The 13,206-nt window shown below is 67.8% G+C and carries 8 protein-coding genes; 6 read left to right on the top strand and 2 right to left on the bottom strand.

Features of this window, described 5'->3' with window-relative positions:
- Window positions 1-124: 124 nt before the first annotated feature.
- The 4 genes from PI86_RS07340 to pdeR all read left to right on the top strand — a co-directional run bounded on the left by PI86_RS07340 (window position 125) and on the right by pdeR (window position 8,817).
- Window positions 125-898: a putative hydro-lyase gene (locus PI86_RS07340; RefSeq protein WP_039320400.1), complete on the top strand. Its 774-nt coding sequence runs from the start codon at window positions 125-127 to the stop codon at window positions 896-898.
- 189 nt (window positions 899-1,087) lie between these two features.
- Window positions 1,088-2,392, top strand: a complete 1,305-nt coding sequence (locus PI86_RS07335) for an MFS transporter (RefSeq protein ID WP_014900326.1) — start codon at window positions 1,088-1,090, stop codon at window positions 2,390-2,392.
- Window positions 2,393-2,510: 118 nt separating this feature from the next.
- On the top strand, window positions 2,511-6,149 hold the full coding sequence (locus PI86_RS07330; RefSeq protein WP_039320397.1) for a hydantoinase B/oxoprolinase family protein: 3,639 nt from the start codon (window positions 2,511-2,513) through the stop codon (window positions 6,147-6,149).
- Window positions 6,150-6,813: 664 nt separating this feature from the next.
- The gene (pdeR, locus tag PI86_RS07325) at window positions 6,814-8,817 is read left to right on the top strand and encodes a cyclic di-GMP phosphodiesterase (RefSeq protein ID WP_039320395.1); all 2,004 of its coding nucleotides are present in this window, start codon (window positions 6,814-6,816) and stop codon (window positions 8,815-8,817) included.
- Between the two features lie 51 nt (window positions 8,818-8,868).
- Here pdeR and PI86_RS07320 read toward each other — a convergent pair whose 3' ends face one another.
- Window positions 8,869-9,732, bottom strand: coding sequence for a crotonase/enoyl-CoA hydratase family protein (locus PI86_RS07320; protein ID WP_014900323.1), 864 nt, complete (start codon window positions 9,730-9,732; stop codon window positions 8,869-8,871).
- A 461-nt stretch (window positions 9,733-10,193) separates the two neighbouring features.
- On the opposite strand from PI86_RS07320, the gene PI86_RS07315 reads away from it, so the two are divergent.
- Window positions 10,194-12,164 carry an APC family permease gene (locus PI86_RS07315; RefSeq protein WP_039320393.1) on the top strand — a complete coding sequence of 657 codons (1,971 nt, stop codon included), beginning with the start codon at window positions 10,194-10,196 and terminating at the stop codon, window positions 12,162-12,164.
- A gap of 141 nt (window positions 12,165-12,305) precedes the next feature.
- On the opposite strand, the gene PI86_RS17320 is transcribed toward PI86_RS07315, so the two are convergent.
- Window positions 12,306-12,518: a hypothetical protein gene (locus PI86_RS17320; protein ID WP_161792358.1), complete on the bottom strand. Its 213-nt coding sequence runs from the start codon at window positions 12,516-12,518 to the stop codon at window positions 12,306-12,308.
- Between the two features lie 358 nt (window positions 12,519-12,876).
- Between PI86_RS17320 and PI86_RS07305 the strand changes: the two genes are divergently transcribed.
- Window positions 12,877-13,197, top strand: a complete 321-nt coding sequence (locus PI86_RS07305; RefSeq protein ID WP_039320390.1) for a DUF1840 domain-containing protein — start codon at window positions 12,877-12,879, stop codon at window positions 13,195-13,197.
- Window positions 13,198-13,206 lie beyond the last annotated feature (9 nt).

Below are 13,206 nucleotides of genomic sequence, written 5' to 3'. Positions count from 1 at the left end.
GAAATTCTATACGCGGAGCGCAAAAAAACTCGTTGGCGACAAAATTTTTTCTTTTCTATTCTTCGCCGTATCTGCTGACGCAACACCGTCATCCCGACGACATCCCGATCTGTCACCCAACATCATGACGCCTTCCGAATTTCGCCAGTCCGTGCGCAACGGCACCTTCCGCAGCCCGACCGCCGGCCAGTGCGGCCCGTTCGCGCAAGCGAATCTCGCGATCCTGCCGAACGCGTACGCGCACGATTTCCTGCGCTTTTGCCAGGCGAACCCGAAAGCGTGCCCGCTGCTGGGCGTTGGCGACCCGGGCGCGTTCCGGGTCGACGTGCTCGGCGAGGATCTCGACATCCGCACCGACGTGCCGAGCTACAACGTATACCGCGATGGTCGCCTGACCGAGCGCGTCGAATCGCTCGAAGCGCTGTGGCGCGACGATTTCGTGGTGTTCGCGATCGGCTGCTCGTTCTCGTTCGAGGACATGCTGGTGCGCGAAGGGATCGGGCTGCGCCATATCGAGGAGGGTCGCAACGTGCCGATGTACCGCACGTCGATCCCGAACCGTCGCGCGGGCATCTTCGGCGGCCAGCTGGTCGTATCGATGCGGCCGCTGCGCGGCGCCGACGCGATCCGCGCGGTGCAGATCACGAGCCGGTTCCCCGGCGTGCACGGCGCGCCGGTCCATATCGGCCATCCGCAGGAACTGGGCATCGCCGATCTCGGCGCACCCGATTTCGGCGACGCGGTGACGGTGCGCGACGGCGAACTGCCGGTGTTCTGGGCGTGCGGCGTGACGCCGCAAACCGCGCTGATGGATGCGAAGCTGCCGCTCGCGATCGCGCATACGCCGGGCTACATGCTGATGACCGACATCACGAACGCGTCGCTGGCCGTGTTCTGAACCGACTGACGCCGGCAGCCCGCGCGGCCGCCGGTCCGCCCCGTCGCGGCGGCATGCCGCGACCGCAGACGATCCGCCCGGCCGGAGGGCGGCGCGCATCCGCGGCCAGCCGGCCGCGAGTGCGACGCAGGCACCCACGCAAGACCCGACACGACGATTTTGACCGCGCATTTCGACAGGAGCCTCACCATGGAAAGCAAGACCCTCCCGGCGCCCGCCACTGACCCCGCGGGCCCCGCACGCAACGGCCTGTTCGGGTGGTACGCGGACGCGCAGCCGCGCGAACGCCGTGCGTTCTGGAGCTGCAAGGTCGGCTACATGCTCGACGGGATGGACACGCAGATGCTGTCGTTCGTGATCCCGACGCTGGTTGCGACCTGGGGCATCTCGCTCGCGGACGCCGGCTTCATCGGCACGATGACGCTGCTCGCGTCGGCGCTCGGCGGCTGGATCGCGGGCATCCTGTCCGACCGGATCGGCCGCGTGCGCACGCTGCAGTTGACCGTGCTGTGGTTCGCGGTATTCACCGCGCTGTGCGGGCTCGCGCAGAGCTACCACCAGCTGCTCGCGGCGCGCGCACTGATGGGCTTCGGCTTCGGCGGCGAATGGACGGCCGGCGCGGTGCTGATCGGCGAGGTGATCCGCGCGCGCGATCGCGGCAAGGCGGTCGGCCTCGTGCAGTCGGGGTGGGCGATTGGCTGGGGGCTGTCGGCGCTGCTGTATGCGCTGCTGTTCTCGGTGCTGCCGGCCGAACAGGCATGGCGCGCGCTGTTTCTCGTCGGCCTCGCACCGGCGCTGCTGGTGGTCGTGATCCGCCGCTACGTGAAGGAACCGGACGTCTACGAGAAGGAGAAGGCCACGCAGGCGAAGGTGGCCGACGCGCCGCGCCTCACCGAAATCTTCGCGCCGAAGCTGCTGTCGACGACGCTGCGCGCGGCGCTGCTGACTACCGGCGCGCAGGGCGGCTACTACGCGATCACGACCTGGCTGCCGACGTTCCTGAAGACCGAGCGGCACCTGACCGTGATGGGCACCGGCGGCTATCTCGCGACGATCATCGTCGGCTCGTGGGTTGGCTACCTGACGAGCGCGTACCTGACCGACCGTCTCGGCCGCAAGCCGAACTTCATCCTGTTCGCGCTCGGCTCGATGGTGATCGCGTTCGCCTATACGTCGCCGGCGCTGCACCTCACGAACACGTCGATGCTGTGGCTCGGCTTCCCGCTCGGGTTCTTCGCGTCGGGCATCTTCTCCGGGATGGGCGCGTTCCTCACCGAGCTGTTCCCGACCCGCGTGCGCGGCTCCGGCCAAGGCTTCTGCTACAACGTGGGCCGCGCGATCGGCGCACTGTTCCCGTTCCTGATCGGCGCGCTGTCGAAGCACTACGGGCTCGGCGCGAGCATCGGGATCTTCGCGGTCGCCGCCTACGGCGTGATGATCGTCGCCGCGCTGACGCTGCCCGAGACGCGCGGCCGCGAACTCGACGCCGCGTAAGCGGGCGCCCGCCCGCCGCTTCACTTTCCCTTTTTCATCGAAGCCTTCTCGCGGCGCGCGACGCGCGCCGTGCGGCGGCGCTCGTCCATCGATTCAACGACGCATCGAGTTCATCGCCATGACTGACCGACACGCTTTCCCCGTTTCCTCCGACGCCGCACGCTGGCAATTCTGGATCGACCGCGGCGGCACGTTCACCGACATCGTCGCGCGCCGGCCCGACGGCACGCTCGTCACGCACAAGCTGCTGTCGGAGAACCCCGAGCAATACCGCGACGCGGCCGTTGCCGGCATCCGCCACCTGCTCGGCCTTGCCGACGGCGAGCCGATCACGCCCGCACGCGTCGACATGGTGAAGATGGGCACGACCGTCGCGACCAACGCGCTGCTCGAGCGCAAGGGCGAACGCACCGCGCTCGCGACCACGCGCGGCTTTCGCGACGTGCTGCGCATCGCGTACCAGAACCGGCCGCGCCTGTTCGATCTCGACATCGTGCTGCCCGATGCGCTGTACGAGACCGTCGTCGAGGTGGACGAGCGGATCGGCGCGCACGGCGATGTCGTGATGCCGCTGGATCTGCAGCGCGCGGAAGCGGCGCTGCGCCGCGTGTTCGACTCGGGCGTGCAGGCGTTGGCCATCGTGCTGATCCACGGCTATCGCTACACCGCGCACGAACGCGCGCTGGCGGACCTCGCGCGCCGCATCGGCTTCACGCAGGTGTCGGTGTCGCACGAGGTGTCGCCGCTCATGAAGATGGTGTCGCGCGGCGACACGACGGTGGTCGACGCGTACCTGTTGCCGATCCTGCGCCGCTACGTCGAGCAGGTCGCGCACGAGATGCCGGGCGTGAACCTGCAGTTCATGCAGAGCAGCGGCGGGCTGACGCGCGCCGACGCGTTCCAGGGCAAGGACGCGATCCTGTCCGGCCCGGCCGGTGGCATCGTCGGGATGGTGCGCGCCGCGCGCGCGGCCGGCTTCGACCAGGTGATCGGCTTCGACATGGGCGGCACGTCGACCGACGTATCGCACTACAACGGCGAATTCGAGCGCGTGTTCGAGACGCAGGTGGCCGGCGTGCGCATGCGCGCGCCGATGATGAGCATCCATACGGTCGCCGCCGGCGGCGGCTCGGTGCTCGGCTTCGACGGCGCGCGGCTGCGCGTCGGGCCCGAATCGGCCGGCGCGAATCCGGGTCCGGCCGCGTACCGGCGCGGCGGCCCGCTGACGGTGACCGACTGCAACGTGATGCTCGGCAAGATCCAGCCGGACCATTTCCCGCGCGTGTTCGGCCCGCATGCGGACGAACCGCTCGACCGCGCCGGCGTGGTCGCGAAGTTCGCGGCGCTCGCCGACGCGATCCACGCGGCGACCGGGCGGCGCGACACCCCCGAGGCACTGGCCGAAGGTTTCCTGGACATCGCGATCGGCAGCATGGCGAACGCGATCAAGAAGATCTCGGTGCAGCGCGGCCACGACGTGTCGCGCTACGTGCTGACAACCTTCGGCGGCGCGGGCGGCCAGCACGCCTGCGGCGTGGCCGACGCGCTCGGGATGACGCAGGTGTTCGCGCATCCGCTCGCCGGCGTGCTGTCCGCATATGGGATGGGCCTCGCCGATCAGACCGCGATGCGCGAGCGGGCGGTGGAGGCCGTGCTGTCCGATGCGTCGCTGCCGGCGCTGAACGCGACGCTCGACCGGCTGACCGACGACGCGGTCGGCGCGCTGCTCGAACAGGGCGTGCCGCCGGAGCGCATCGCGACCGAGCGCCGCGTGCACCTGCGCTACCAGGGCACCGATTCCGCGCTCGACGTGCCGGCCGGCAGCGTCGACGCGATGCAGCAGGGGTTCGAGGCCGCCTACCGGCAGCGCTACGCGTTCCTGATGCCCGGCGTGCCGCTAGTGGCCGAACTGGCATCGGTCGAGGCGATCGGCCGGTCGGATGCGCCAGTCGAGGTCGCGCCGCTCGCGCCGCGCGACGATGACGCGACGCCGCATGCGCACAGCGCCGTGCGCTTCTATTCCGGCGGCCAATGGCATGACGCGGCGCTGTACGTGCGCGACACGCTGCTGGCCGGCGATGCGATCGACGGGCCGGCGATCGTCGCGGAGAAGAACGGCACGACCGTCGTCGAGCCCGGCTGGCGCGCGCGGATGACCGCGCAGGGCAACCTCGTGCTGACGCGCACGACGCCGCTGCCGACGCGCCGTTCGCTCGGCACCGACGCCGATCCGGTGCGGCTCGAGATCTTCAACAACCTGTTCATGTCGATCGCCGAGCAGATGGGGCTGCGGCTGCAGAACACCGCCTACTCGGTGAACATCAAGGAACGGCTCGACTTCTCATGCGCGATCTTCGACGGCGACGGCAACCTGATCGCGAACGCGCCGCACATGCCCGTACACCTGGGTTCGATGGGCGAGAGCATCCGCACGGTGATCGAGCGCAATCGCGGCCGCATGCGCGACGGCGACGTGTTCATGCTGAACGATCCGTATCACGGTGGCACGCACCTGCCGGACGTCACCGTCATCACCCCGGTGTTCGCGGACGGTTCGGACGCGCCGCTGTTCTACGTCGGCTCGCGCGGTCACCACGCGGACATCGGCGGCACGACGCCGGGCTCGATGCCGCCCGATTCGACGCACATTGACGAGGAGGGCGTGCTGATCGACAACTGGCAGCTCGTGTCGGCGGGCGTGCTGCGCGATGCCGACACGCGCGCGCTGCTGGCCTCCGGCCGCTACCCGGCACGCAACGTCGAGCAGAACATGGCCGACCTGCGCGCGCAGGTCGCCGCGAACCAGAAGGGCGTGGACGAGTTGCGGCGGATGGTGGCGCAGTTCGGCCGCGACGTCGTGCTCGCGTTCATGGGGCACGTGCAGGACAACGCGGAAGAAGCGGTGCGGCGCGTGATCGGCGCGCTGCAGGACGGCGCGTACCGCTATCCGCTCGACAACGGCGCCGAGATTCGCGTCGCGATTCGCGTCGATCGCGCGGCGCGCCGGGCGGAGATCGATTTCACCGGCACGTCCGCGCAGCTCGACAACAACTTCAACGCGCCGAAGGCCGTCTGCATGGCCGCCGTGCTGTACGTGTTCCGCACGCTGGTCGGCGACGACATCCCGCTGAACGCCGGCTGCCTGAAGCCGCTGACGGTGATCGTGCCCGCCCGCTCGATGCTGAACCCGGAGTATCCGGCGGCCGTCGTGTCGGGCAACGTCGAGACGTCGTCGGCGATCACCAACGCGCTGTACGGCGCGCTCGGCTGCGTCGCGTCGAGCCAGGGAACGATGAACAACTTCACGTTCGGCAACGACCGATACCAGTACTACGAGACCATCGCCGGCGGCAGCGGCGCGGGCGACGGCTTTGCGGGCGTCGGCGCGGTGCAGACGCACATGACGAACTCGCGGCTGACCGACCCGGAAGTGCTCGAATGGCGCTACCCGGTGCGGCTCGACTCGCACCGGTTGCGCGCGGGTTCCGGCGGCGGCGGGCGCTGGCGTGGCGGCGACGGCGCAGTGCGGCGGATCCGGTTCCTCGAGCCGATGACCGCGTCGATCCTGTCGAACAACCGGATCCATGCGCCGTTCGGTGCGGCGGGCGGCGAAGCGGGCGCGCTCGGCCGCAACACGATCGAGCGCGCGGACGGCACGGTCGAGACGCTCGAGCATATCGGCCGCGCGCAGATGGCGGCGGGTGACGTGTTCGTGGTCGAGACGCCGGGCGGCGGCGGATACGGCACGGCAGGCTGAACGACGCAGCGCGGCGCGGGCAGTGGCGCCCGCCCGCCGCACTGCGTTCGCGCGTGCCGGGCGGCCGATCGTACCGGTTCCATGAGCGAGGTCGCGCGCAAGCCGCGCGTTCCGTCAAACACGCCCTTCCCGGAAATCGGCGCGAAATTGCAACGGGTCCGGGAATAATGCCGCGCATTTGACACGCGAACGGCAATGCAAATGGTGCAATGCCGGCGCGGCGCAACGTGATCGTACCCTCTCAATTCGCCCCGCCGCGAGCCGCTTCCGGCGGGCCGCGATGTTCCCGCAAACGCCCGTCCGGCGGGGCGCTCGGCCGGTTCCGCCGGCCCCGTTCAAGGCGCCGCGGCCGGTCGCGCGCACGGCGCCAAACACGAAAAGTCCGCCGTGCCAATCGAATTCCGATTCCTTGACACCCCGTTCCAAATGTGAGTGCCAATCCTGATCGTCATTTGATAAGATGGGTCCCATCATTCGTTGGGAAAACCTGCGCGCATCTGCGCGAACGCCGGGTCGCATTAGTTGGAAACAAGTACGGAACGAGGGTCGCTGTTACGGCTATCACGACTGCCCTTCCGGGTACGCGCGTCGCGCGAGCCGGGATCGGGGGTGGCCCGTTCGTGTCCGTCTACACTGTGCGTTTTTTCTGCATCGGGGCGTGTCCATGGATGACGAAAACGATAGCGCGGTGCTTGAGGCGCATCTCGGTACGCGCAGCCCATGCTGGCGCCTCGGCACCGACAGCAATGCACTCGAACTGGCCGCCGTGCGCGGCCTGACCAATGTCGCGATTGCGCTGACGACCGGGCAGGCCGCGCAGATTCGCGCGCTGACCGGCGTCACGTCGCACCTCGTGCTCGAACTCGCGCTGTTCGGCGATCGGGTCAGCCTGCATCTGGTCGGCAGGAAGGTCGACACGAGCCAGTGGGCCGGCACGGCCTCTGCCTATTCCGATACCGCGTCCGTCGCGGGCGATCTCGCGCACGGGCTCGCGTTCGCCGAGCAGGTCGTGTCCGAAGTGAATTCGCTCGTCGTGATCCTCGACCGCAACGGGAGGGTGCAGCGCTTCAACCGTCTGTGCGAGGAGGTGACGGGCAAGCGTGAGGTCGACGTGATCGGCCGTAGCGCGTTCGACCTGTTCATGAGCCCCGAGCAGGGTGCGCAGTCGCGCAGCAACATCAGCGGTTTTTTCGCGAGCAACAGCTCGTACGCGGTCGAGCGCTACATCAACACGGTCAACGGCCCGCGCCTGTTCCAGTTCCGCAACAAGTTCGTGCAGAGCGGCAGCGGTGCCGACGAGCAGTTCCTGATCTGTTCGGGCATCGACATCACCGAGGAGCGCAACGCGCAGCGGCGGCTCACCGAACTCGCGAATTCCGACGTGCTGACCGGCTTGCCGAACCGTCATGCAATCAGCGAGCGCATCCATGTCGCGCTGACAGCCGACCGCACCGACATGCGCGGCCAGGTCGGCATCCTGTTCCTCGATCTCGACAACTTCAAGCGCGTCAACGATCACTACGGACACATCACCGGCGACCGCCTGCTGCAGGACGTGTCCGCGGTCATCAGCGGCTGCCTGCCGTCAGGCGCGACGCTCGCGCGGCTCGGCGGCGACGAATTCCTCGTGCTGTTCGAGCACGGCACGCGGCCGCTGCTCGAGGCGACCGCGCAGATCATCCTCGAGCGACTGCGTACACCGATCCATCTCGGGCTGGTGGAGGTCTACACGAGTTGCTCGATCGGCATCGCGATGTATCCGCAGCACGGCGATTCGCTCGAAACGCTGATCCGCAGCGCCGACACCGCGATGTACGTCGCGAAGGAAGAGGGCAAGCACACGTACCGCGTGTTCTCGCTGGAGATGAACCAGAAGGTCGCGAAGTACATGTGGCTCGACACGAACCTGCGCAAGGCGCTCGAGGAAGAGCAGTTCGTGTTGCATTACCAGCCGGTCGTCGACATCGCCACCGGCGACGTGCACGGCGTCGAGGCGCTGATTCGCTGGCAGTCGCCCGATCGCGGGCTCGTCGCGCCGATCGAGTTCATCCGCTTCGCGGAGGAGTCGGGGTTGATCGCGCCGCTCGGCCGCTGGGTGATGCGCACCGCGGCCGCGCAGGCCGCCGCGTGGAAGGCGAAGGGGCTCGACGTTCGGATCGCGGTGAACGTATCCGCGCGGCAGTTGCAGGACATGAACATCGTCGATCAGTTCGCGTCGATTCTCGACGGCGCGGGGCAGAAGTCGAGCCTGGTCGACATCGAACTCACCGAAAGCAGCTTCATCGAGGATGAAGAAGCGGCGCACGAGCTGATGAATCAGTTCCGCCAGCTGGGCGCGGAGATTCACCTCGACGACTTCGGCACCGGCTATTCGTCGCTGTCGCAACTGTCGCGCCTGCCGCTCGATTCGATCAAGCTCGATCGCAGCTTTATCACGGGCATCGACCGCAACCCGCGCTCGCAGGCGCTGGTGCGCTCGGTCGTGTCGCTGGCGAAGGCGCTGAGTTTCTCGGTGATCGCCGAAGGCGTCGAAACGCACGCGGAAGCCGAGTTTCTGAAGCAGATCAATGTCGACCACGCGCAGGGTTTCTACTTCGCGCGGCCGATGCCGGCCCAGGCTTTCGAGGCCTGGCTCGCGGAAACGAGAAAGCTCAGGCTGATCGCCTGAGCCTGCCATTGCGGCGCGCCGCCGCGCGGGCGGCGGCGCGGTCCGGTCACGTTACACCGTGCGCAGCTTCGACACGCGCCGGTTCTGCAGCATCACGAGGCGTTCCATGTAAGCGAGGTCCTTCGGCTCGATCGTGAACGCCGCGTGAACCCATTCCTCGGTGATGTCCATCAGCTCCGAACGCGTGAGCTGGAACACGCGATCGCGCGCACGCAGCATCGCGCGGATGCCGTTCAGCTTCGGCTTCATCACGTCGATGAAGGTGCGCGTCGCAAGATACGCGTCGCCCGCATCGAACGTCTGGTCGATCAGCCCGCGATCCTCGTACCACTCGGCCGCATGCGCTTCGCCGGACGAGATCAGCGATTCCGCGAGCCCGCGGTCCGCCTTGCGCGCGACCAGCGAATAGCCGCCCATGCCCGGGAACAGGTTGAACGCGATCTCGGGAAAACCGAGCTTCACGCCCTTCTGCGCGAGCATGTAGTGGTGCGCGAGCGCGGCCTCGAAGCCGCCGCCCAGCGCGCTGCCCTCGACCATCGCGATCGAGATCGCACCGGTGCCGAAGCCCGTGTAGATCTCGTAGACGCCATCGATGCACGAGCGCGCATAGGCCATCAGCTGGTCGCGCCGGCCGCTGCGGATCGCGTCGACGAAGAAGCTCAGGTCGCCGCCGACGTTGAACAGCTCGGGAACGAGCGAGCCCGTCACCCAGAAGTCGAACTGCAGGCCCGAGTCGCGCGCGACGCGCGCGAGATGGATGATGTCGGTGACGAGTTGCTGGTTGAAGCACGGCCGCGGCTCCGATCGCAGCATCATCCACATGACGTTGCGGCCTTCTTCGTAGAACGCGGTCAGTTGCGTAAGTTCGCCTGCTTCATAAAACGGGCGGCACGCCGGATGGGATTGGAGTTGCATGGTATGTCCTCGAGTTGTGGTTTTTGAAAACCGCCGCGACCGGCGCTGCGCGGGGAAACCGGCTTTCCGCATGACGCCGGTCGCGAGGCACCGCCATTGTTGCGCGCACACAAAAGCGGAATTGCGGGGAACAACGCACGAGCGGGGGGCGGGCGTGAATCGCGTCCTTGCGAACCTTGCAAGCCATACGAACATCGGGCGTGGCGTGATCGCGTGATGGGCAAAGGGACGCGGCCGGCCTCGCGTACACGGTGGCCGGGGCGAGGCGCGCCGATGCGGGCGGCCGGTGCGCGGCGCGGGATGGCCGCGTGGAGCGGGGGCGGCGTGCCGTTCGCTTACGCGTCGAAAGCGACGCCGGGCCGCCGGCCGGCTCTCATGGAATGTGCGGACTGGCGCGGCGGCCGGGCGTCGACTAGCTTTTAAGGATGACGCCGCCGGGTCCGGCGTTCCGGGAGGGGACCATGACCGGATTCCAGAAGGTGTGGCAGATGCTCGTCGGCAAGCCGCTGGACCCGCTCGATCCGCGCACGCGGCATGCGATCGCCGTGACGCCGTTGCTGGCCTGGGTCGGGCTCGGTGCCGACGGTCTGTCGTCGTCGTGCTACGGCCCGGAGGAGGCGTACCTCGCGCTCGCGCACCACACGCCGCTCGCGCTGTTCCTGGCGCTCGCCACCGCGGCCACCGTGTTCGTCATCGCGCTCGGCTACAACCAGGTCATCGAACTGTTCCCGACCGGCGGCGGCGGCTATCGCGTCGCGACGTCGCTGCTCGGGGCGAAGCCCGGCCTCGTGTCGGGCGCGGCGCTGCTGGTCGACTACGTGCTGACCGTCGCGACGTCGCTCGCGAGCGGCGTCGACGCGTTCTTCAGCCTGCTGCCGGTGAGCGCACAGGCATTCAAGCTCACGACCGAGATCGTGCTGATCCTGCTGATGACGGGGCTCAACTTCCGCGGGATGCGCGAATCGATCATGGTGATGCTGCCGATCTTCATCGGCTTCGTCGTGCTGCATTTCGGGCTGATCGTGTACGGCGTCGCGGCGCACGGCAGCAACCTCGCGCTGATCGTGCCCGACGCGGTGCACGAGGCGCACGGGATGTCGCAATCGCTCGGCACGTTCGTGATGCTCGCGTTGCTGATGCGCGCGTTCTCGCTGGGCGGCGGCACCTATACGGGCCTCGAGGCCGTGTCGAACAACGTGAACATGCTCGCCGATCCGCGCGTGCCCAACGGCAAGGTGACGATGTGGTACATGTCGACATCGCTCGCGTTCACGGCCGGCGGCATCATCCTGCTGTACATGCTGTGGCATGCGCGACCGGTCGAAGGCGAGACGCTCAACGCGGTCGTGTTCGGCAGCGTGATCGATCATCTCGGGCTCGGGTCCGCGTTCGCGCGGCACGCGCTGCTCGCGGCCGTGCTCGCGTTCGAGGCCGGGCTGCTGATGGTCGGTGCGCAGACGGGCTTTCTCGACGGGCCGGCCGTGCTGTCGAACATGGCATCGGATTCGTGGGTGCCGCGCCATTTCCGCGACCTGTCGACGCGCCTCGTGCGGCAGAACGGCATCATCGTCGTCGGCCTGTCGAGCCTCCTGATCCTGTTGTGGACGCACGGCAGCGTCGACGTGCTGGTCGTCCTGTACAGCATCAACGTGTTCCTCACGTTCAGCATGTCGCTGCTCGGGCTGTGCACGTACTGGTGGCGCCATCGCAGCGAGCAGGGCTGGTTCAAGCACTTCTGCCTGTCGGCGCTCGGGCTGAGCGTGACGGCGACCGTGCTCGTCATCACGCTGATCGAGAAGTTCACGGCCGGCGGCTGGCTCACGGTGCTCGTGACGAGCGCGGTGATTGCGCTGTGCTTCATGATCAACCGCCACTACGCGTACACGCGCATGCAGCTCGCGAAGGAAGACGCGCTGTTCTCGGGGCCGCCGCCGAACGTCGACGAGTCCGCCGCGCCGGGCCGGCCCGATCCGTCGCAGCCGACGGCCGTGCTGCTGGTCGGCAAGCATCGTGGCGCGAGCATGCACGCGCTACTCTGGGTCAATCGCCTGTTTCCGGGGCACTTCCGCAACGTGATCTTCCTCGCGGTGGGCGAAGTCGACGCGAAGGCATACGACGGGCACGAGCATCTCGAACGGCTGCGTCACACGATCACCGAATCGCTCGACTACTATGTCGCGCATTGCCGCCGCAACGGCATTGCGGCCGACTACCGGATCGCGTTCGGCACGAACCCGGTCGTCGAATTCATGAACCTCGCGTCGGCGACGCTCGACGCGTATCCGAATGCCGTGTGCTTCGCCAGCAAGCTGATCTTCCGGCGCGTGAACTTCCTGACGGCGTGGCTGCACAACCAGACGCCCGTTGAGCTGCAGGCGCGGCTGCACGTCGAGGGCCGGCAGATGGTGCTGCTGCCGATGAACGTCGGCTAGCGGTGCGGCGGCCGGGTGCCGAGGACGCGTGAACACGATCTCATCGCACCGGCTTGATGGAAGGCGCTCGGCAGTCGAATGGGCCGGAACGATTTGCCAAGATGCGCGGCGCTTTGCGGAAATCAATCGGACTGCAAATCTTTACGGAGAGACTTTGTCAAGCACGAAGTCACGACGTTCACTCGTTCTGAAGCGTGACAACATCAACTGCACGATCACGAACCGGAACAACGCCGGCGCTACGCTGAAGGTCGCGCTGGCGTGCGCGAACGAACAGGGACGCGGCAAGCGCACCGTGACCGGTGCTGTCACGCCATGCGCTACGACCGGAAGGGAAAGCTGCGCGGACAGCATGCGCAGGCCGGCGCGTACACGCGCGCGTGGACGTGGCGCGGCAAGCGCGTCGGCGATTGCCGCTGACGCATCGACTTGCGGCGCGTCCGGTGCGTCCGGTGCGTCGGGCGCAAGGCATTCCGGAGCCGGGCACTTGAATGAATCACAACGTGACATAAAATGAAAGCAGGCCGTCGCGTCATCCGGCCGCTACGCCGCAAACGAACCCGGCCGCGCCATGCGCGCATCGTGCCGGGCGAACGTCCGGTTCAGAAGAACGGGGCGGCGACCGGGCGCAGCAGGATGACCGGCCGGCCTCGCCGCGGCCGGCGGCGGCGAGCGCCGTACGGTCTCGCGGCGACGACCACGGGAAACGACGATGATGGTTACGTTTCGGTCATCCGCCGCACCGGATATCGTGATGTTGTGCGATCTGGCCCAGTATCTGCTGGGACTCGTCGGCAAGGGGCTCGACGTTCGCGGTGTGATTTCATCGGACGAATTGCCCGACGCGATCGCACGGCTCGAACAGGCGATCAGGGATGATGCGACGCGGGAAAGCGCGCACGAGCGTTCGACGCCCGCGCAGCGCACCGAGTTGTCGCCGCATGCGGGCGGGCTCGCGCAGCGCGCGTGGCCGTTGCTGGACATGATGCGTGCGGCCCAGGAACAGGGGCGGCACGTGATGTGGGGCGTGTAGGGATGTGGG

The sequence above is a fragment of the Burkholderia sp. A9 genome (assembly GCF_000801975.1).
The sequence above is the reverse complement of the archived record's forward strand: the minus strand, read 5'-3'. Positions and strand labels throughout refer to the sequence as shown.